This is a genomic window from Alloyangia pacifica, assembly GCF_020524285.1.
Classification (GTDB): Bacteria; Pseudomonadota; Alphaproteobacteria; order Rhodobacterales; family Rhodobacteraceae; genus Salipiger; species Salipiger pacificus_B.
Genome location: NZ_JAIVKX010000017.1, coordinates 155859 through 175376, shown reverse-complemented (window position 1 = coordinate 175376; position 19518 = coordinate 155859). Strand labels below are relative to the sequence as shown.

Annotated in this window: 20 protein-coding genes; 13 read left to right on the top strand and 7 right to left on the bottom strand. The window is 62.0% G+C overall.

The window, feature by feature from the left end:
• Window positions 1-168 precede the first annotated feature (168 nt).
• Window positions 169-2067 (top strand): amidohydrolase, encoded by a 1899-nt coding sequence (locus tag LC039_RS21480; protein ID WP_226628153.1) that lies wholly within the window; start codon window positions 169-171, stop codon window positions 2065-2067.
• A 524-nt stretch (window positions 2068-2591) separates the two neighbouring features.
• On the opposite strand, the gene LC039_RS21475 is transcribed toward LC039_RS21480, so the two are convergent.
• The 4 genes from LC039_RS21475 to LC039_RS21460 form a co-directional block, all read right to left on the bottom strand.
• Window positions 2592-3218, bottom strand: a complete 627-nt coding sequence (locus LC039_RS21475) for a hypothetical protein (RefSeq protein WP_226628152.1) — start codon at window positions 3216-3218, stop codon at window positions 2592-2594.
• Window positions 3215-3970, bottom strand: coding sequence for a hypothetical protein (locus LC039_RS21470; protein ID WP_226628150.1), 756 nt, complete (start codon window positions 3968-3970; stop codon window positions 3215-3217). Before LC039_RS21470 ends, LC039_RS21475 begins: the two co-directional genes overlap by 4 nt.
• Window positions 3971-4554: 584 nt before the next feature.
• Window positions 4555-5421 carry a hypothetical protein gene (locus LC039_RS21465; RefSeq protein ID WP_226628149.1) on the bottom strand — a complete coding sequence of 289 codons (867 nt, stop codon included), beginning with the start codon at window positions 5419-5421 and terminating at the stop codon, window positions 4555-4557.
• 379 nt (window positions 5422-5800) lie between these two features.
• Window positions 5801-6049: a hypothetical protein gene (locus LC039_RS21460; protein ID WP_224906212.1), complete on the bottom strand. Its 249-nt coding sequence runs from the start codon at window positions 6047-6049 to the stop codon at window positions 5801-5803.
• A gap of 148 nt (window positions 6050-6197) precedes the next feature.
• Here LC039_RS21460 and LC039_RS21455 point away from each other — a divergent pair, with 148 nt between their 5' ends.
• The 11 genes from LC039_RS21455 to LC039_RS21405 all read left to right on the top strand — a co-directional run bounded on the left by LC039_RS21455 (window position 6198) and on the right by LC039_RS21405 (window position 14331).
• Window positions 6198-6938 carry a Crp/Fnr family transcriptional regulator gene (locus tag LC039_RS21455; RefSeq protein ID WP_226628148.1) on the top strand — a complete coding sequence of 247 codons (741 nt, stop codon included), beginning with the start codon at window positions 6198-6200 and terminating at the stop codon, window positions 6936-6938.
• Between the two features lie 728 nt (window positions 6939-7666).
• The gene (locus LC039_RS21450; RefSeq protein WP_226628147.1) at window positions 7667-8509 is read left to right on the top strand and encodes a transglutaminase-like domain-containing protein; all 843 of its coding nucleotides are present in this window, start codon (window positions 7667-7669) and stop codon (window positions 8507-8509) included.
• Window positions 8510-8643: 134 nt separating this feature from the next.
• Window positions 8644-9138, top strand: a complete 495-nt coding sequence (locus LC039_RS21445) for a hypothetical protein (RefSeq protein ID WP_226628146.1) — start codon at window positions 8644-8646, stop codon at window positions 9136-9138.
• Between the two features lie 64 nt (window positions 9139-9202).
• On the top strand, window positions 9203-9508 hold the full coding sequence (locus tag LC039_RS21440; protein ID WP_224906204.1) for a hypothetical protein: 306 nt from the start codon (window positions 9203-9205) through the stop codon (window positions 9506-9508).
• Window positions 9509-9725: 217 nt separating this feature from the next.
• Complete coding sequence (locus LC039_RS21435) at window positions 9726-10598, top strand: transglutaminase family protein (RefSeq protein WP_194138136.1); 873 nt, start codon at window positions 9726-9728, stop codon at window positions 10596-10598.
• Between the two features lie 292 nt (window positions 10599-10890).
• Window positions 10891-11097, top strand: a complete 207-nt coding sequence (locus tag LC039_RS21430) for a cold-shock protein (protein ID WP_092431303.1) — start codon at window positions 10891-10893, stop codon at window positions 11095-11097.
• Window positions 11094-11321 carry a hypothetical protein gene (locus LC039_RS21425; RefSeq protein WP_194138135.1) on the top strand — a complete coding sequence of 76 codons (228 nt, stop codon included), beginning with the start codon at window positions 11094-11096 and terminating at the stop codon, window positions 11319-11321. Before LC039_RS21430 ends, LC039_RS21425 begins: the two co-directional genes overlap by 4 nt.
• 247 nt (window positions 11322-11568) lie before the next feature.
• Window positions 11569-11733: a hypothetical protein gene (locus LC039_RS21420; protein WP_224906195.1), complete on the top strand. Its 165-nt coding sequence runs from the start codon at window positions 11569-11571 to the stop codon at window positions 11731-11733.
• 371 nt (window positions 11734-12104) lie between these two features.
• Window positions 12105-12356, top strand: coding sequence for a DUF982 domain-containing protein (locus LC039_RS21415; RefSeq protein ID WP_194138138.1), 252 nt, complete (start codon window positions 12105-12107; stop codon window positions 12354-12356).
• Window positions 12357-12747: 391 nt separating this feature from the next.
• Window positions 12748-13380, top strand: a complete 633-nt coding sequence (locus LC039_RS21410; protein ID WP_226628145.1) for a tyrosine-type recombinase/integrase — start codon at window positions 12748-12750, stop codon at window positions 13378-13380.
• Window positions 13381-13746: 366 nt separating this feature from the next.
• Window positions 13747-14331, top strand: a complete 585-nt coding sequence (locus LC039_RS21405; RefSeq protein ID WP_226628144.1) for an exonuclease domain-containing protein — start codon at window positions 13747-13749, stop codon at window positions 14329-14331.
• Window positions 14332-14796: 465 nt separating this feature from the next.
• On the opposite strand, the gene LC039_RS21400 is transcribed toward LC039_RS21405, so the two are convergent.
• Entirely contained in the window at window positions 14797-15696 is a 900-nt protein-coding gene (locus LC039_RS21400) for an AAA family ATPase (RefSeq protein WP_226628143.1), read from the bottom strand.
• Window positions 15697-16028: 332 nt separating this feature from the next.
• Window positions 16029-18317: an adenosylcobalamin-dependent ribonucleoside-diphosphate reductase gene (locus tag LC039_RS21395; protein ID WP_226628141.1), complete on the bottom strand. Its 2289-nt coding sequence runs from the start codon at window positions 18315-18317 to the stop codon at window positions 16029-16031.
• 222 nt (window positions 18318-18539) lie between these two features.
• Here LC039_RS21395 and LC039_RS21390 point away from each other — a divergent pair, with 222 nt between their 5' ends.
• Window positions 18540-18971, top strand: a complete 432-nt coding sequence (locus LC039_RS21390; protein WP_226628140.1) for a DUF1489 family protein — start codon at window positions 18540-18542, stop codon at window positions 18969-18971.
• Between the two features lie 22 nt (window positions 18972-18993).
• Here LC039_RS21390 and LC039_RS21385 read toward each other — a convergent pair whose 3' ends face one another.
• Window positions 18994-19485 carry a YdcF family protein gene (locus LC039_RS21385; protein ID WP_319003740.1) on the bottom strand — a complete coding sequence of 164 codons (492 nt, stop codon included), beginning with the start codon at window positions 19483-19485 and terminating at the stop codon, window positions 18994-18996.
• Window positions 19486-19518: the final 33 nt, after the last annotated feature.

Sequence of the window (19518 nt, the reverse complement as noted above, 5' to 3'; positions counted from 1 at the left end):
TGGCCTCGCCTTGGGCTTCCGCCAAAGCAATGACGGACAGCCGAACGGCAGCCCTGCCTGCATTCTGTCGCGTGCAGGGCCGCAAACTTCCGGCGCGGTAGCCGCAATGCGACCACGCTTTCGCATGGGTATTTCTGCTATCCTCGGACCATTTAGGGAGGGCTTTTCATGACCAACATCCATCGCAGATCGGTTCTGCTCGGGAGCGTGGCCGGTGCCGCGCTTGCGGCCACCTCTGTACGTTCAGTGGCTGAGACGACGTCGCTGTCGGATATCGGAGCCTCGATCGTCTCGTCGCCCGAGGTGACTATCTTCCAGGCCCGCGAGATCGTCACGCTCGACCCCTCGCGGCCCATCGCAGAGGCCGTGGCGGTTGTGGGTGGCCGCATCCTGGCGACCGGCTCTGTCGATGAGGTCGAGGCCATCGTCGGCGACCAGCCCCGGCGATACGACGCGCGCTTCGCGGACAAGGTCATCGTCCCCGGCTTCATCGCCCAGCATGATCATCCGGTGCTCGCAGCACTGACCATGTCGTCCGAGATTCTCTCGATCGAAGACTGGGCGCTGCCCACCGGCACGGTTGCGGCGGTCAAGGACAGACAGGACTTCGTCACCCGCCTGACCAAGGCCGAGGCGGACAGCGGTGCCCCAGGAGAGCCGCTCATGAGCTGGGGTTACCATCCCGCCTTCTACGGCGCGCTGACGCGGGCCGACCTCGATGCGATCAGCACCGAGCGGCCCATTCTGGTCTGGGCACGGTCCTGTCACGAGATGATCCTGAACAGCGCGGCGCTCAAGGCGGGTGGTGTTACCCAGGAGGTCGTCGATGCCTTCGACGACACGTCGCGGGCGCAGTCCAACCTCGAGGAGGGACGGTTCTGGGAGCAGGGTTTCTTTGCCGTCATGCCGAACATCGCATCCCTGGCCGCAAGCCCCGAACGGCTGCGCGCCGGGCTCGAATTGAGCCGGGACTACATGCACAGCAAGGGCATCACCTTCGGCAATGAACCGGGCGGCATTCTGGCAAAGCCCGTGCAGGACGCCGTCAACGCCGTCTTCTCCAGTCCCGACATGCCCTTCCGCTGGTCTTTCATCGTCGACGCAAAAAGCCTGGTGGCGCGCTATCCCGACGATGCCGAGGTGATCGCCCGCTCCGAGGAACTGGCCTCTTGGTACGGAGGCATGACGAGTCTCGCGCCGAAGCAGGCCAAGCTGTTCTCGGACGGCGCAATCTATTCGCAGCTCATGCAGGTCCGGGAGCCCTATCTCGACGCGCACCACGGCGAATGGATGATGGACCGCGAGCTCTTCGAGCGGGCATTTCGCGTCTATTGGGATGCGGGCTACCAGTTGCATGTCCATGTGAACGGCGATGCCGGCCTCGACCGGGTTCTCGACACGCTGGAGCTGAACCTGCGCCGCAACCCCCGCTACGATCATCGCACCGTCATCGTGCATTTTGCAGTGAGCGCCTTCGATCAGGTGGAGCGGATCAGGGCTCTGGGCGCCATCGTGAGCGGGAATCCCTACTACGTTGCCGCTCTGGCGGATCAATACTCCGAGGTCGGCCTCGGCCCCGAGCGTGCTGACGCCATGGTTCGTCTCGGAGACCTGTCGCGGGCCGGTATCCGCTGGTCCCTGCATTCGGACATGCCGATGGCACCTGCCGACCCGCTCTTCCTGATGTGGTGCGCGGTCACCAGGCAGACGAGCTCCGGTCGCGTCGCCGCGCCGGACCAGACGGTGACCGTCGAAGAGGCACTGCGCGGGGTGACCATCGAGGCCGCCTATTCGCTGAAGATGGAGGACGAGATCGGAAGCATCGTCCCCGGCAAGCGCGCCAACCTGACAATCCTCGACAAGAACCCGATGAGCGCCGAGCCCGAAGAGCTGCTGGACATCAGCGTCTGGGGAACGGTCATCGAGGGCCGGGTGCTCGAGGCCGGTAAGGCGCAGCAAGATGCGAGTCTTGCGCCACGGTTTTTTTCCGATCCGGGGAGCAAGACGTCTGAATTTGAGTTCGCCGCGCTGGAACATGTTCTGCGGATTGTACACGTACATCCCTGAAGAGAAGCGCCTCGCGCCAGGCAATCACAGAACAAGCCACAATCACCTTACTCTGCCAGGTGTATATGAGGACTATGCCGCGCCTGCGAAAGAAGGATGCGCCATGCGATCAGCCTGAACTTCGTGAAAGGGCTCGGTGCCGCCTTGCGGCGGCGCGGCAGGCTCCTCGCCGAGATGAACCAGGTCCGCGCGGCGGTGACGGCCCTATGCTGTCATTGGGCGCCTCGCTTTTCGCTACAGTGCAGCTTCCCCAGAGCGGTCATTCGAGGCATCGTGCAGCATGGCGGTGCGGGCGCAGATCAGCAACGCGGACCACGCTGACATCCGCAATACCCGACGCCATAACGGCTTCGGGGCTGTTTCTGGCCAAACAAGTCCTTGCGCTCAAGCATTTGATGCAAACATTCGTAGAACCCGCTCACGACGAAGCGACCAGCCATCTTGGCCGTAAGTGCCCGATTGCAACCGCCTACCAGAGAGCGGCGTAATGGCCTAACCCGCTGCCGATGATGAAGAGCTTGGCATCAGGCGGCGCTCGGCTGTGGCGGCAGGCAGAGGCTTGCTTCGATCTTGACGAGTGAGGCATCGACCTTGGCGATGAAGTCGTCAACCGGCCCGCCGCGCAGGATCTCATGTACAGGGGCGACGACGAGTTCTCGTACGCGCTTGGTGTTGGTCAGAAGATCGAGGGGCACAGCATAGAACCAGCTCTTGTCTTCGTTGTCCTCTGGGCGCCAGAAGCGCTGTTCGGCGACGCAATATTCTGTGTACCCCGCCTCGTTGAGGGCGTCCGTTGTGAATTCCCATTTATCCTGGCCCTCACTGCCGATCGAATACCCGACTATGACCTTTGACCGCTTGCCGTATGCCCAATCGGCCTCGGTGCCTTCGTCTGCGGTAAGCTGGATGGCGATAGTCACGAAGCCTCGGGTTTTGCTGTTTGCGCGCGTGTTCCTCCGGTGGCGGAAATAGGTGTTCCAAACAGGCTGGATGAAATCCGAAACCGATTCGTCTTCGTCGAACGCTTCGATTTTCAGGTCAGTGTCGCTGCATTCGATCTGCCAGAAGGCGTCATACAGCTTATTCAGGTTCTCTTGCGCATCGAGCAGATTCCTCGCGGACTGCCAAAGAATAGCACCGTGGTCGGTCATTCGTTCTCTCTGAAATCGTATCGGGTTGCAGGCACGGCAGTCATCGGCGGAAGGGCAAACCTCTCCTCTTCGTCGAAGAAAAAGCTACCCTTGACCGGCATCTTCATTGTCGGCCAGCCCCCCAGCACGGCGCCCTGTGGTTGCCCGGCGAGGAAGTTGGCGGACAGTTGCGACCATGACTTGAGACCAGCGTCGGTTGCGTCAGTTTCCAAAGTCCGCAGGTTCTCGACGGCGGCAGTCCATTCCAGCGATCTGATGCCATCGATGGGCACGGCTTCCAGCCCGTTCTGAACGGTGAGGCGAAGGTCGGCCATCGCCTTCTGGTGCTGAAGCTCGGCCCCAAGGAGCGTATAGCCAAGCACTTTCCGCACCCCCACGGGCACGCCGCCGCGGAGGCACCGCCCACGCTCTACGGTTCGGATTTCGCGAGCGCATTGGTCCGCGCCGAGCGGCGCTCCCCATTTTACCTCAACGATCCAGAAGGCCCTCCGCCCGTCCTTCGTGAACTCCAGAACTACATCGGGCTCGGAGTTCTCGTTTTTGCCGACGAAAAACGGCCAAAGATAGATCTTGGCGTCGCTCGGCATAGGGCAGTCACACAAGACTGAAAGCGCCGCCTGCCGAGCCTCGGGCGTCAGAAGCCGCAGCATTCCGAAGAGAGAAGAGGTTACGAGGTCCTCGCGGGGATTACGCTTCGCGCCATGGAGGATCTTATCCATTCTCGCTTTCTTCGCGATCACGGCATCGAACATATCCACCCGCCTCTAAACATGAAATCCACGACCCAGAGACTATGGGCACCTCGCTATGCCCGCAAGCGGATAGGCCCCGCTTCTCCGGGCTTAGAAGATGGAGCCGGCATCATCTAAACTATGATAAGAGCGGTCAGTGCTATCGCCTCAAGTATCAGCGCTTGTGCTTCCCGGACATTCACGCAGATCGCAGCGACCGGGGGGAGCATGAAGCCGCGGCCTTGAACGGCCAGGATGGGGCGCATTACCACCGTTCCAACGCCACGTGGCATCCGTCAATTTGGGCTCGGACCGGGCTTGCGGCAGTGCAGCGAGCGATACACATGGCGGGCCGCCGCACCCGTCGCTCTCGGCCCTATTCGGACATTCATCGGGCCAATCTACGCGGTGATGTAGTTCACTGAACCAGCCATTCGTGGCACTGTGCAGCACGATCCGGTTGCTCGACGGCGCCAATGCGGACAAAGCTGCCGTAGAGCTGCGGTAGTTCGACTTTGCCGGGCAGCATATTCGACCGACCGGAATTCGATATCGCTATTCATTCTGGACGAGTGAGTAAGGCCTGCGCAGCGCCTGCCTCTTCTCTACCCCGTCGAATGGCTCGAAAGAGCGTAGCCGCTGGGGGAACCGATCCGAGGGCTCCGACCGAATGTCATTGTCACCACATCCGGTTTGCACCGAAGCCCCAAGGACCCGAGAAATCGCTGGAACACCCCGTCGGTGTGGCGCGTATCAATCCGGACGAACTGGCCTTTGAGGTCGGCCAGCAGGGACGTCGCGAGCGCGACTGCGTCGCTTCCGAGCTCCGCCGTGATCGGGCCGATGACGTAGCCTCGTCCGAACCTTCGCCGCATTGCGAAGCCAACAACTTGCCCCGCACGCTCGATCACCCGAACATCCGATGTTGCCAGCAGCCCCGACAAAACCGCAGATCGGTCGGCGTCGTAGGACGTCTGGTCGAGCTCCAGCACTTTGAGAAAATCTCCAGGGGCGAAATCCCGGATCGGGGCGAAGGCCACCAAGTTGACCTTCAGCACGCCTTCGTATTTGAAGACCTGCTCGCCTCGTTTCGCTCCGAGCCTGCGATAGAACAGAACGTCGCCCTGGCAGGCATTTAGGAAGGCACTTGGCCCGCCACTTCGATCCACGGCTTCCCTTGCCAATATGTCGGCAAGGCCCGAGGAGCGGAGCTTTGGATTTGCGATGACCATTCCGACCGCTGCGGCCCCATCGCCGTAGGGAAAGCACATTGCCGAGCCATGCACGCGCTGCATTTCGTCGACTGCAACAATCCCAAGACCTGTCTCGAGGTGCGCCGCCCAGTCGGACCGACGGTGGGGCCAGCCCACACAAGCTGAAAGGCGATGCAAGGCATCAAGATGGCACGCATGCATCGCAGTCATACTGAGACTGTAGCTGTCAACCTGGCGCTGAGTGGAAATATAGGTCATTCTCTGGTTTCCCTGCGCGGTCGGGCGCGCTTGTGGCGCGATCATTCGGACCTTATGCCCTCGCAGGCAAGGTTGCAGTATTGGGTGCCAAGAGCAAGGCCGGGGGAATGGTAAGCCTCACGGCCTTCGCATGACCAAGCGACGCGATGCAGCATCCAGACAGGCCGAGAAGGTCAGCTCGGTGCGGGCTTGCGGCAGAGCAGCGATGCGTACACCTGGCGGACCGCAGCACCCGTCGCTCTCGGGCCCCGAGCCGACCTTCGGCACCGGTTCCGCATGCCGCAAGCGCGGCCAGTCTAAGCCGCCGTTCGCTCAGCCTGATCGATCCCGCTGATGAAACCGCACCGTTTTGTCTCTTCGAACACGGTGGTTCGCGAATTCAGCCCTGGAAGATGATCGTCGCTCGGCCGGCGATCATGCCGTTGATGACCGACGCGACTTCGCGGTGCATTTCGATGACGGCTGGCTGCTGGGACGCTTTTGCCGCGTTTTCATGTGTCGCGGCGGCATCCTTCAAAACTCCCATTATCTCGCCGTCGGGGAGGATGTCGCTCTCTTTCAGGGCCAACAGGAGTGCTTCGCAAATGGAGACCGCGGCAACGCCGAGATATTCGACATGGTCAGACATCTTGATCTTACCTCCTTCATGAACCGGGAAAAAGCGGCTGTCCGATTGTAGGTCTGCACTTTGACCGATAGGCTGCTATGGTGAACTAACCTGAAGCAGTCAGTTCGATTTTTTGGGGTCACGAAATTCTGAACCCAGTGAGGCGCCAATGACTGCCGGAACAGACAGCCCTCTCACCCGCAAGCTGTCGGCGTTCGCGCTATTGAATGAAAGCGAGACTGCGATGCTTGAGCGCCTCCATGAGCGTCGCAGGTCCTTTTCGGTCGGGAGAGACCTCGTCTATCAGGGGCAATCGCGGCAAGCGGCCTACGTGCTCGCCGCCGGCTGGGCCTGTTCCTACAAGGTTCAGGCAGACGGTACCCGGCAGATCGTCGATGTCCAGATCCCGGGGGATTTCCTCGGCCTGCGAAGCGTCCTTCTTCGCACGTCAGACCATAGTTTCGAACCAATCACCGACATCGAGGCGATCGAGGTGTTGTCGGACGATCTTCTGAATCTCCTCACGCAGATGCCGCGCTTGGCGACCGCGATATTCTGGGCCGCGTCGCGGGACGAGGCCATGGTGGTCGAGCACCTTGTCGGGATCGGTCGGCGTGATGCCGCGGCGCGCATGGCGCATTTCCTTCTGGAACTCGCGGCCCGTCTGTCGCTGGTCGGGCTGGGGGGGCGAGATGGATATGACTGCCCATTGACGCAGTACCACCTGGCGGATGCCCTGGGTCTGAGTGCCATCCATGTGAATCGCGTGCTACGGCAATTGCGGGAAAAAGGGCTGGTCACCTTTCGAGACGGCCACGTGTCGTTCGAGGATTACGACGGGCTGGTGACGCTCGCGGATTTTGATCCGACCTACTTGGACCAAGAAGGGCCGTTGCTCTCCGGAGCATGACCCGGTGTAGCCGCGCATTGGACAGTGGCCTTAAATTGACGGAACCAAGACCCGAGAGTTGCCCGATTTCTTTTGGCGCGTTCGGCCCTAAAGCACCAAAAAGCATCGCTGGATCGGGCGCTTCGCAAACCATCAATCTTTTGTTTCCATGGCGCACATGTCGCGGGTTTTCGGATTTTCGCGGCGACGCAAGGTTTGCAAACTGCCGATCCTTTATGCGTGCCCGCGCGCCAACAGCTATTCGGCCCCGCGGACCTGCCCCGCGAGAAGCCGCTAACATGTGTAAGCGCGCGACCCTCATCGATGCCCTAACACCAGTGAGGCATTTTCACCAAGAGCGGTGGGGCATGCGCTCACTTCCATGGGGGACCGAACTATGAAGACTGCCTCCTGGATCAAGCGAGGCGTTTGGAGTGCCGGGGCCTGTTGCTCTTGCGATGCTCGGGTTCACCTGGGAGGGTCCGATGATGGTGCGAGGTACGATGCGAAGGTGCGAACAATCCGAGCCCTCGCTCCCAATGCAGAGAAGGTGCATGTATTTCAGCAGTCTGGAAGACGATCCCCGGCGCTGAGAAATCGGACCCGGACGCAGCCAAGGCCTGCCTGACCGCGCGCGCACCCTGATACACATTCGGCCCTTGCATCACCCGAAAACCGCCGCGATGGCTCGGTCCCGGCGCAAGTTCCTGCAACACCATCCGCGCACATGCAGCGCCAAGGAGATCCAAATGCGAGTTAGAATAGGGTGCCGCCTGCAGTATGATTTCGTGCAGCCGACACCGTTGATCGCGATGCTGAACGTCCACTACTCGCGCTTCGGCGATCTCGAGCAGGCGGACTATCTTGTCACGTCCCCCAGCGTCTCGCTTGAAAGCTATCGCGACGGTTTCGGCAATTGGTGTACGCGGATGCTGGCACCGGCTGGAGAGTTCACCTTGTCCAGCAGCGGCATCTTCCACGATACCGGGCAGCCCGATCCGACGTCCCCGGCGGCGCGGCAACACAATGTCGAAGACCTGCCGTTCGAGACGCTCGTGTTCCTGCTGGGAAGCCGCTACTGCGACACCGACATCCTATCCGAGGAGGCATGGCAGCTCTTCGAAGGCACCACCCCGGGCTGGGCACGTGTCCAAGCCATCTGTGACCACGTCCACCAGACGATCAGGTTCGATTACATGAAGGCCGATGCGACGCGCACGGCATCACAGGCACTGTCCGCCCGGCATGGCGTCTGTCGCGACTTTGCCCATCTTGCGATAACATTCTGCCGGTGCATGAACATTCCTGCACGATACTGCACGGGCTACCTGAGCGATATCGGTGAGCCGGAGCCACACCCCGCGGGCGATTTTGCGGCCTGGATGGAAGTGTTCCTCGACGGGCGATGGTGGGTCTTCGATCCGCGAAACAACACGCGTCGGACCGCGCGGATCCTCATAGCCCGAGGTCGAGACGCGGCGGACGTTCCGCTGACGCAGACTTTCGGGCCGAATACGCTGACCGGATTTCAGGTCTGGACGGAGGAAGCGGAGCCGACCGGGAGTCTTGAGGAGGCGGAGGCCTTCAACTGAGGGCTTTTGGCGTTTCATCAAGGCGTCTGGTGCTTGATCCGCATGCAGCCGCTGATCACAGGGCCAGATCAGCAATGGCGCTTTTCGGTTCCACCCACGGCTACATACCAACGACACTTTTTGGGAGACCAGACATGCGCACTCCGATCCCCACCATCGTTGTCTTTCTGAATTCCTTTGAACTTGAGAGTTTTGATGAAACCCTGCCAGCGGGCGAGTACCTCATCGAGACCGAATTACCGCCATTGGGTGCCAGAGGAGCGGACGAAACCCTTGCGTCGTCAGTTCTCGTCCATCTGCATCCACAGATCGCTCACCCAGGCCTCGCACGCACCCTGACCGTCCCGCTTGGCGATCTGGAACTGGCCATGGCGAAAGACAGGATGGGGGAGACGGAGCTGAGGGACACATTCCTTGAGAAGATGCTGGCCGATCCACTCATTCGCATGGTGATGCTGGCGGATGGCGTCAGCGAGCGAGACTTGCGGCACTACTATGCCACAAGATCACCCGGGAGCAGCATTCATCGGCATCGTGCTCGCGGGGACCACCCTGCCGCAGCAGGCGTGGGGAGCAAGCCCGACATGTTCCCGTGTTCCGGGTCTTCTCGGCCGGGCATTGGCGAATGAGGCGTCTTGACACGCGCCGGTTTCGGGGACGTGCGATGACGCCGGCACGTCGGGCTCCCGGGCCATGACAAATCTTCCCATCGATCTCGACCGTCACAGGACGCCCAATGGACGGCTCGAAAGCCGCATTCGCCGTATGGCGGCGAACTCCGGACTTCTGGCCCATCTCGATCACGACGGCGTCGAAATCGACGTGATGTTGCTGGCAGATTCATTGCGCCGGTGGATCGAGGCGATGGAGCAGGTGCGTATCTTGCTGCGGCAACACCAGAATGAGCCAGAAGTCAGAGAGGCCATGATCAAGACGATCATCGAAGAGGCGCTCAAGGACCTCGATCTGCTCAAGGAACGCGAAGGGACGAAACTATGACCGAAGATGAAGAAGCGCCGCTGGCTTTGACCAAGGCCCGCGGTGACGTGGAAGCAGAGCGTAAATGTCTGCGTTGCGGTGCGCGTTTCTTGAGCACAGGTTTCGGCGAGAGAATTTGTGCTCACTGCAAACGTTCCGCCACCTGGCGATCGTCGCTGCCGGCCGGCTCGCGCCCTGTCGGGCGTCGGTCCTCCGGCGTCGGCCCGTAGGACCTCTGATGACGACGCTGAACATCTCACACATCACAACGTACCGCTACGGAACAGCCGTGGCCATCGGCCCCCATCGACTAATGCTGCGCCCCCGAGAGACGAGAGACCTGCGCCTGATCGCATTCGATCTGCAGATCTCACCCTCCGCACGGATCGACTGGGCTCAGGACGTCGCTGGCAACGCGGTCGCATCGGCCACCTTCGACACCTCCTCCGAGCTTTTGTGCATCCAATCGCGGATGACGGTGGAGTTGAGTGCTCCGACTTGGCCGATCTTTGCGATTGCCGCCTCAGCGGCGTCCTACCCCTTTCGTTACGAGGGCGATCATTGGACCGATCTTGGGCCGCTCGCCCAGCCCCAGTATGCTGACCACGCCGGCAGGCTGGCGCGCTGGGTAGATTGCTTTGTCATGGAATGGCCGACCGACACCCTGTCGCTGCTCAAGGACGTGGCGAACGGGGTGAACGCGTGGATTTCCTATCAAAGCCGCTCGTCGGAAGGGACTCAGGGGCCGCTCGAAACCCTGGACAGAGGCTGGGGCTCGTGTCGGGATATCGCGGTCCTCTTTGCCGAGGCTGTGCGCACGCTTGGCTTTGGCGCGCGGCTGGTCTCCGGCTATCTTCACGACCCCGCAGAGGAAAACCTTGGCTCATCCGGCGCGGGCTCGACCCACGCCTGGGTTGAGGTCTTCGTTCCCGGGGCGGGTTGGATCGCCTTCGACCCGACCAATCGCTCCGTCGGTGCGGCGAACCTCATCCCGGTGGCGGTCGCGCGCAACATTGCCCAGGTGACGCCGGTGAGTGGCGGGTACTACGGGAGGGGTTGCGATCTTCTCTCTCTGGAGGTGGGAGTGAGCGTGAGCGTGGATGGTCCTTGAACGTTCAGGCCCCTAAGATCGGTGCGCCGATATTGGCATCTTCACGGTAAATCAATAAGCCGCCCAAGAGTGGGACCGTGTGCCGGACGCATCGGCTTCGCTCGGGCAGAACTTAATTTTCACCAACTTCCGATTGTCCTTGTAAACCTGCCCGGCAGTCTCCACATGTAATGAGCTTACGCTTTTCTCTTCGAAATGCTGCTTCCGCTGACCCGGTTTCGGTTGATCGTCTTGGATCGACATTTGCCGGGCTGCCGCATGTCGCGGGCAGCATATTCAGGAGACTACGGACATGGCCAATGGCACCGTAAAATGGTTCAACAGCACCAAGGGCTTCGGCTTCATCGCGCCGGAAAGCGGCGACAAGGATATCTTTCTGCACGTCACGGCGCTTGAACGCGCTGGCATTACGCGCATCGACGACGGTCAGAACGTGACTTTCGATGTCGAGACAGGCCGCGACGGTCGCGAGTCCGCCAGCAATCTGGCCCTGGCTTGAAGCGCTCGCTGGACGATCTGCTGAAGGGCATTCCGGCGCAATCCGGGAACGGCGGGCAACCGCGGCAGCCCAAGGGGACGTCCGGTGAGAAGCGGACCGGGCCGGAAACCCAGCTCGACAAGATCACGGCGGGCGCCAAGCGCGTGCTTAAAGAAGAAGCCGACGAGCGCGCCGAAAAGCTGGCGCGCCTCAAAGCTGCTCGCGAAGCGCGCGACAAGACGTAACCGCCAAGACGCGGCCGGCGCTGAAGGGTTGGATTGCCCGTGCGGCGCCGTCTCGCGATTGCCGACGACGATCTGATCGGCCCGCACACTTCGGGCCAAGTAGATCGGAATTCCGGGTGAGCGCGTCGAGTGGATTGGCCCCTCCTGTGGGTCTCGACCATTCCGCATCAGTCTCACCTGGAGGAGCTGCTGCAGGGCTTGACCTGCGGCAGCTTCCATTCACTTTGACCATTTAGAGGAAAGAGACATGGGCTATTCGCCTTCGAAAAAACAGCTGGACCTCAAGGACTTCCTGAGCCAGCCGGCAAAGAAACGCCCTGGAGCGAAAACTTTCGGCTTCCAGAAATTCCGGACACCGCCGACGCCGGTTGCCAAGCCCGCAGCACAGCCCACCGAGGAAAAGTCGGAATAAATTCCGGCGCGACGGCTCACCCTTTCGAGGGCCGCAAGCTGGGCCAATCCCAATGAAAACGGCCCCTTCAAGCTATCATTTCCCGCCCGAACCGCACCGCAAGGAACAACCTTGAGCGACTTCGGAGCGGCAATTTTCTTCAGCCCACTGGTTGGGCTGCCAGCGCAGAAACATCTGCGCCTCGAATTTTGGCCGGGCGACATTCATCTATCTTGACGATGTCCCGGCCCCACCCAATCCGGCGACCTTGAGCGCATGAGCGTTCCTGCGTCCGAACATTTTCCCACGCCGCAGGCGCCGCCGATGGAGCAACTCGCGAGAGTGGTCGCCAGCGTCGTCACCAGGCCTCACGAATACGAAAGACAACACATATGATGGAAATTTTCTGGGGTGACCCTCTTATCCTGATTGACCCGAAAGACGGGGACGTTACGCGCTTCTGCACGATCGAGAAGGTACATTACTGGCTGCGCCGGAAATGGCCGGTGGCCGATGCGGCGCAACAGACCGCCTTGGCGAAGGTGGAGGCGGCCATGGAATGCATGAACTCCGTCGACGATGCCCGCAATGCTTTCCTAAAGGCCGCCCGCTTGGCAGGCTTCAAGCAAGCGGCCATGGCTTGATGGGTCGCGCGCCAAGCGCCGGGCGCTGAAAGAGGCGTATCTCCTCTTTGCAAATCCTGCCGTAGTCGGTGCTGCCGACTTTCAAAAAGACGGCCAGATGTCCAAGCTTTGGAGCTAATGTTGTACTGTGGCACTTGGGCTTGAACCGAAAGTCGATTGATCATCTCCCTATTCGCAGATTCAGGCGTGTAAACGGCCGGTGGTTCCGCCGCACGGTCTGGAGCCTTTCGCGGCAGTGTTCCATATGCGAAGAAGCCACTCTGCCTGTCGTGGCGAGCATCTTGGAACAGCTCCGCGCAGACTATCTCTGCTCCTGCATGTCTTCATGGTATCCTGATTTGCCAACGTTGGGTTGGCGATGGGGCTGGGGGAGGTGGATCGGAGGATCGCCATGTCTATCGCAAACCTGCCCGCCATCCGCGCCTGCCGTCCGGCATGGAACAAAGGGCGCATCGTTGGTCAGAAGCGCCCGCTCCTGCCAAAGCATGTTTGGGCGATCCGCGTTCGGCTTGAAATCTCAGGCAACGCTCGCGACCTCGCGCTGTTCAATCTCGCCATCGATAGCAAGCTGCGCGGCTGCGACCTGGTCAGGCTGAAGGTGGCAGATGTCTACGCCGCCGGCCAGGTCAAGCAGCGCGCCTCGATCATTCAGAGTAAAACGCGAAAACCGGTCCGTTTCGAGATCGCCGAAGGCACCCGGAACTCTCTCGCCGCTTGGCTGGACGATCCCATGATGATCGGCTCGCAACACCTGTGGCCGGGCCGCTTTCACGACCGCCCCCACATTTCAACGCGGCAGTACGCGCGTCTCGTCCGAGATTGGGTGACTTCGATCGGGCTCGAAGCAAGTGCTTATGGTACGCACTCGATGCGCCGGACCAAGGTCGCGCAAATCTACCGTAAGACCGGAAACCTGCGCGCGGTTCAGCTTCTGCTTGGACACACCAAAATGGACAGCACGGTGCGCTATCTGGGCGTGGAACTTGAGGACGCCCTCGCCATCGCTGAAGCCGTAGAGCTTTGAACGAACAGGGCCGTCTTAACGCGGGCGGCCCTGGGTTCCACAATAGATAGCGCCTGAGCAGACCTTCGTAGGTGCCCGCAGCGAACTTCGGCTTTCCGCCCTACGTGTCGGTGCCGGGCTTCATGCTGGGGCGAGCATGGAGGGCAGATAAGGGCTGCCTCCGGCCATCCGCTGAACCGCAACTGCAAGGTTCGGTGCGGCGCGCTTACCCGCCCTTTGCGACGACGCCACCGCAGCCAGTTGACTCTGGGATGCCTGGAAGATGCACTACGCATCCAAGACACTAAAATCCGAACTGGGTCAGACATGGTCAGTTATACTCTTCGCGCTTCAGCGCCAGACGCCTTCCGCGCCCTCGAGGCCGTCTTGTCGAAGACCTACAGGTTTATCGCGATCGATGTTGAAACGGCCAATTCGGACGCCAGCAGTATCTGCCAGATCGGCCTCGCCTGCGTCGGCGAGACTGGCCTGGAAGAGGTTGTCACCCTTCTGATCGACCCGCGCTGTCATTTTGCGGGAATGAATATCCAGATCCATGGCATCCGCCCCGAGCATGTCTTGGGGGAACCTCGGTTCGAGGAATTTCTGGACGCAATAGGCGACTTCCTTGAGCGGCACATGCTGTTCCAGCACAGCTCGTTCGACGCCCGGGCGTTCCGAGCTGCGACCGAAGCATGCGGCCGTATATCCGCTCCCCTGAAATGGCATGATAGCGTCCGGGTCGCGCGACGCGCCTGGCCTGAGTTCAAGGGCAATGGGGGGCACGGGCTCGGCCATCTCAAGAGCGCACTGGGGCTGGACTTCCGCCATCACGACGCGGGCGAGGACGCGCGCGCCTCGGCCGAGGTCGTGCTGATGGCAGAGGCGCTAATGGGCATACCTTTCCAAGATATCCTTGGCCCGACTCCGAACAGGTCGAAGAAAAGGGCGCCGGTCGCGCGCGCGGGCTGAGCCGATGCGCCGCTGTCGTGCAAGGTCTTGGTGTTCATCGGAGCTCTTGTCATGACGCGCCTCGAGGGTGCCGAGGCTGCGGCGCGCGTCGGCTCCCTCGCTTTGCTGACAGAAATAGATCGCGTCGGGAGCCGAAGAGCAGGACGAGAACTCCCTTCTCAAAGCCTTTTTCAGCGGACTGTTAGGTCCGGTCTCATCTGGGGATGGGCACGCGGCGTAATCCCACCCCCACTGCCGCCGGTTATACCCCCTTGGTATAACTATGGATAATCGTTATTTCATAGCACCTTAAGGCCGTAAAAGTGGTTTCTTTCGCTAGTGCAGAGTCGGCCGATCCGCTTGCTGCTTCAACCTGTCGATCATCCGCAGAATCGACCGCAGACTGAGCAGCTGTGGCACCTGAACTGTGGAGATGACCTCACAAACCGCGTCGATTGCTCCGTTAGGCAGGTCTCGATTCTTCCCTTAGCGCTCAGCGAAGCCAAGCAGGTGCTCAAGACTAAGCGCTGGCATCTCTAAAGGTGGAACGCGGCTTAGGAATGGCCGAGGAAGGCCACCAAGGGTATTTGCAGTCAGCACCCAGTTGACCCACGACATATCGAATTGCACTCGGAAGTAGGGGCACGTCCAGCTGGTCGCCGTGGATCTCTCCAAAAGAGGCAGCAGTGCTTGGGAAAGGCTGTAGCTGGTGCCACTCTGCCCCTCGGCACTGCCAGCCTTCTCCACCTCGTCTATGACGACGATTGGATTGGCGACACTCGTCGCGAGGATGGTCTGGAGCGGCCTTCCCGGGCCCGTAGAAGACCAACCTCGCTGTGACCCGACAATAGAGAAGGAGGCAGGCTCATTCGTTGCGTCCACCATGCAGGTTGGAACTCTCAATTGTTCGGCCAGCAGGCGCGCCCAGTGGCTCTTTCCGATACCCGGGGGCCCAAGCAGGAGGACTGGGGACAGACGCGGCGCCGGGTCTCCGCGTCGGACCGAGGCACGCATCTCCTGCCAGACGCGTTCGGTCGCCGCTGCCATCCAGGGCATCTCTTGATGGATCACACTGGCAACAACATCCGCCTCGTGTTCCGACTGGATCCCGCGCAGTTCAGCTCCAAGGCGGAGGGCACTTAGTTTTTCCCTGTCCCGCTTGTCGAGGTGCCCCATGCCTGACTTCCGATCCCTGGCCAGGAGAAAGGCCTGCGCATGCCGGTCGATGCGATCACGATCCCTGTCAGAAAGAAGGTGCGTGTTCTCGGAGCTTCCGGTCCGGATGCGGTAATTCGTAAGAAAGCGTCTGAGGCGCGCCGCCACTTCATATTCTCTGGGAGCATTCGCAGCGGGGAAGGTCACGTCGGCGAAACGTATCCGTGTCATGGCAATATCCTCTCGCAGCTGCCGCGACCGGGTCGCGCGTACAGCTGAGTACCGGCCCAAGGGCCTGGCTGGTTTCAATGAGAGGATCCGGATCCACCTGAACAAAATGGGAACACTTTCGGCGACGTTGCAAGGCCAGCGCCCGGAGGCCCCCCTTACGGTGAAAGCGTTCGAAGCCGCGCCGAGAATCTCAAGATAAGCCACTGAAATAAAAAGAAACCACCGGCAGAGCGCCCTGCCGGTGGTCATTTTCTTCGTGTCGGAATGGTCAAAAACCCCGGCGAATGGTCATTTTATTGTGGGTCTGACAACAACTTTGCCTGCTAAACCCCTCACCCGCACTTCGAATGGCCGCAGCTCGAGCAGGTCATGCAGCCTTCGACCATCATCATCGAGAACTGGCCGCAGGACGGGCAGGCCTTGCCGCGGGGGGCGTCCAATCCCACGACCTTCGCCGTCGGGTCCGCCTTCAGCCCCTTGCCCTCGCCTTCCAGGAAGCCGGTGGCGATGAGGTGCTTCTCGATCACCCCGCCGATCGCCGCGAGGATCGAGGGGATGTACTTGCCCTGAACCCAAGCGCCGCCGCGGGGATCGAAGACGGCCTTCAGTTCCTCGACCACGAAGGAGACGTCGCCGCCGCGGCGGAACACGGCCGAGATCATCCGCGTCAGCGCCACGGTCCAGGCGTAGTGCTCCATGTTCTTGGAGTTGATGAAGACCTCGAAGGGCCGGCGGTGACCGCCGACGATGATGTCGTTGATCGTCAGGTAGATGGCGTGCTCGCTGTCCGGCCACTTGAGCTTGTAGGTGTGCCCCTCGAGCGACTGCGGCCGGTCGAGCGGCTCGGACATGTAGACCACCTCGGCGCCGCCATCGGCACCCTCGGTGACCACTGCGGGGCTCTCGGCCGGGGTCTTCTCCTCCTTCTCCGAGACCGACAGGACAGAGCCGGTCACGTCGTTCGGACGGTAGGTGGTGCAGCCCTTGCAGCCGGTCTCGTAGGCTTCCATGTAGACGTCCTTGAACCCCTCGAAGGAGATGTCCTCTGGGCAGTTGATCGTCTTGGAGATCGAGCTGTCGATCCACTTCTGCGCCGCCGCCTGCATGCGCACGTGCTCGAGAGGGGCCAGCGTTTGGGCGTTGACGAAATAGTCGGGCAGTTCGGCATCGCCGAACTTGTCGCGCCACATCTGCACCGCGTAGTCGACCACCTCTTCCTCGGTGCGGGTGCCGTCCTTCTGCAGCACCTTGCGGGTGTAGGCATAGGCGAACACCGGCTCGATGCCCGACGACACGTTGCCCGCGTAAAGCGAGATGGTGCCGGTGGGCGCGATCGAGGTCAGCAGCGCATTGCGGATGCCATGGGTGCGGATCGCCTCGCGCACGTCGTCATCCATCTGCATCATGTTGCCCGAGGCGAGGAATTTCTCGGCGTCGAACAGCGGGAAGGCGCCCTTCTCCTTGGCCAGTTCGACCGAGGCGAGGTAGGAGGCGCGGGCGATGCGCTTGAGCCAGGTCTCGGTCTGCGCCGCGGCCTCTTCCGAGCCGTAGCGCAGGCCCATCATCAGCAGCGCGTCGGCAAGGCCGGTGACGCCAAGGCCGATGCGACGCTTGTTCTGCGCTTCCTCGGCCTGCTGCGGCAGCGGGAAGTTCGAGGCGTCAACCACGTTGTCCATCATCCGGACAGCGAGGGCGACCAGCTCGTCGAGCTTGGCCTCGGGGATCTCCGCGCCGCTCTCGAAGGGCGTGTCCACCAGCCGCGCGAGGTTGATCGAGCCCAGCAGGCAGGCGCCGTAGGGCGGCAGCGGCTGCTCGCCGCAGGGGTTGGTCGCCGCGATCTGCTCGATGTAGCTGAGGTTGTTGGCCTTGTTGATGCGGTCGATGAAGATCACGCCCGGCTCGGCATAGTCGTAAGTGGCCTTCATGATCTTGTTCCACAGGTCGCGTGCCTTTACCGTGTGGTAGACCTTGCCGTCGAACTGAAGGTCCCAGGAACCGTCCGCCTTCACCGCTTCCATGAAGGGGTCGGTGACCAGCACCGACAGGTTGAACATGCGCAGCCGCGCGCTGTCGGCCTTGGCCGAGATGAACTGCTCCACGTCCGGGTGGTCGCAGCGCATGGTGGCCATCATCGCGCCCCGGCGCGAGCCCGCCGACATGATCGTGCGGCACATGGCGTCCCAGACATCCATGAACGACAGCGGCCCCGAGGCGTCGGCGGCGACGCCCGCCACATGCGCGCCCTTGGGGCGGATGGTCGAGAAGTCGTAGCCGATCCCGCCACCCTGCTGCATGGTCAGCGCGGCTTCCTTCAGCATGTCGAAGATGCCGGACATGCTGTCGGGAATGGTGCCCATTACGAAGCAGTTGAACAGGGTGACCGAGCGCGCGGTGCCGGCCCCGGCGGTGATCCGGCCGGCGGGCAGGTACTGGAAGTCCTCGAGCGCGCCGTAGAACTTCTCTTCCCAGGTGTCCGCATCCGTCTCGACCGAGGCGAGCGACCGCGCGATGCGGCGCCAGCTGTCCTCGACGCTCTGGTCGATCGGGGTGCCGTCCGCCTCTTTGAAGCGGTATTTCATGTCCCAGATCTGTTCGGCGATGGGGGCGGCAAAGCGAGTCATGGCAGCAGACTTCCTTGTTGGCTCGTCAATTCGAGGGCGCGGCGGCAGAGCAGCGCAGGGGGTGGCAGGGCGGTGTGACTACTCGCGACCGCCGCCCGATGCAAGAACGCGCGGTGCGTAAGAGTACACGTTTTTTGGTTGCGGGAATACCACTGCTTGAAGCTCCCGCCGCAAAGACTACAATATCTGTCCAATCCTGTTGAGGACTCTGTGGAGCATTCCGTGGATAAGTTCACCCATCTGATCAAGCTCAGCGTCGGCACCGAGAGCGTCAAGACATTGGCCGCCTGGCAATCGGGACGCGCCGCGCAGACCGCCGACGGGTTGCCCTGCCACGTCACCCGCATGTGGCCCAAGCGCGAGGCGGAGCTCCTCAACGGTGGCTCGATCTACTGGGTTTTCAAGGGCATGATCCAATGCCGCCAGCGGGTGATCCGGCTCGACGAGGTCACCGGCCACGACGGCACGCGGCATTGCGCGCTGGTGCTCGACCCCGATCTGCGGCGCGTCGCCGCCTCGCCGCGCCGCCCCTTCCAGGGCTGGCGCTACCTCTCGCCCGCCGATGCGCCGCCCGACCTTTCGACCGCCCGCGAAGAGGATGACGAGCTGCCACCGGACCTCGCCGGCGCGCTGGCCGAGATCGGCATTCTCTGACTCCCTCCGGCCCCCGGCCCACTCAGCGCCGTAGCCGCAGCGCGTACCAGAGGTAGGCAGGCACCTCCCGCAGCCCCGCCTTCACCCGGGTCAGCGACAGCGGCACCCGCGGCGAGTCGCTGCGCACCGGCCCCAGCGCCACGTGCAGCCCGAGCCGTCGCGCCGCCAGCCGGGCGCGCGGCGCGTGGAAGCCGTCGGTGACGATCACCACCTCGCGTGCGCCCATCTCCCGCAGCAGCGGCAGCGAGAAGCGCAGGTTCTCCTCAGTGCTGGTCGAGCGCTCCTCGAGCACCAGCGCCGCCTGCGGCACCCCGGCCTCGCGGCAGAGCCGGGCGATCACCGCGGCCTCCGAGGGGCCATGGCGCCCGACACCGCCCGAGGCGAGGATGGCCGAGACCTGCCCCGCCCGCCAGAGCGCCGACGCATGTTCGGCCCGCCGCCGCAGCGTCGGCGAGGGCCGTCCGCCGGCCCAGACCGCCGCCCCCAGCACCAGCGCCACCCGGGTCATGCCCATCGCCCCGCCCTTCTTCTCTTTCCAAATACGCCC

Bases quoted from the DNA above. Each gene is read 5' to 3' on its own strand.
- LC039_RS21460 (WP_224906212.1), bottom strand. From the start codon at position 6,049: ATGTCTGACCATGTCGAATATCTCGGCGTTGCCGCGGTCTCCATTTGC.
- LC039_RS21400 (WP_226628143.1), bottom strand. From the start codon at position 15,696: ATGACACGGATACGTTTCGCCGACGTGACCTTCCCCGCTGCGAATGCT.
- LC039_RS21395 (WP_226628141.1), bottom strand. From the start codon at position 18,317: ATGACTCGCTTTGCCGCCCCCATCGCCGAACAGATCTGGGACATGAAA.
- LC039_RS21385 (WP_319003740.1), bottom strand. From the start codon at position 19,485: ATGGGCATGACCCGGGTGGCGCTGGTGCTGGGGGCGGCGGTCTGGGCC.
- LC039_RS21445 (WP_226628146.1), top strand. From the start codon at position 8,644: ATGCGCACTCCGATCCCCACCATCGTTGTCTTTCTGAATTCCTTTGAA.
- LC039_RS21450 (WP_226628147.1), top strand. From the start codon at position 7,667: ATGCGAGTTAGAATAGGGTGCCGCCTGCAGTATGATTTCGTGCAGCCG.
- LC039_RS21415 (WP_194138138.1), top strand. From the start codon at position 12,105: ATGATGGAAATTTTCTGGGGTGACCCTCTTATCCTGATTGACCCGAAA.
- LC039_RS21470 (WP_226628150.1), bottom strand. From the start codon at position 3,970: ATGTTCGATGCCGTGATCGCGAAGAAAGCGAGAATGGATAAGATCCTC.
- LC039_RS21480 (WP_226628153.1), top strand. From the start codon at position 169: ATGACCAACATCCATCGCAGATCGGTTCTGCTCGGGAGCGTGGCCGGT.
- LC039_RS21430 (WP_092431303.1), top strand. From the start codon at position 10,891: ATGGCCAATGGCACCGTAAAATGGTTCAACAGCACCAAGGGCTTCGGC.
- LC039_RS21455 (WP_226628148.1), top strand. From the start codon at position 6,198: ATGACTGCCGGAACAGACAGCCCTCTCACCCGCAAGCTGTCGGCGTTC.
- LC039_RS21440 (WP_224906204.1), top strand. From the start codon at position 9,203: ATGACAAATCTTCCCATCGATCTCGACCGTCACAGGACGCCCAATGGA.
- LC039_RS21420 (WP_224906195.1), top strand. From the start codon at position 11,569: ATGGGCTATTCGCCTTCGAAAAAACAGCTGGACCTCAAGGACTTCCTG.
- LC039_RS21435 (WP_194138136.1), top strand. From the start codon at position 9,726: ATGACGACGCTGAACATCTCACACATCACAACGTACCGCTACGGAACA.
- LC039_RS21475 (WP_226628152.1), bottom strand. From the start codon at position 3,218: ATGACCGACCACGGTGCTATTCTTTGGCAGTCCGCGAGGAATCTGCTC.
- LC039_RS21410 (WP_226628145.1), top strand. From the start codon at position 12,748: ATGTCTATCGCAAACCTGCCCGCCATCCGCGCCTGCCGTCCGGCATGG.
- LC039_RS21465 (WP_226628149.1), bottom strand. From the start codon at position 5,421: ATGACCTATATTTCCACTCAGCGCCAGGTTGACAGCTACAGTCTCAGT.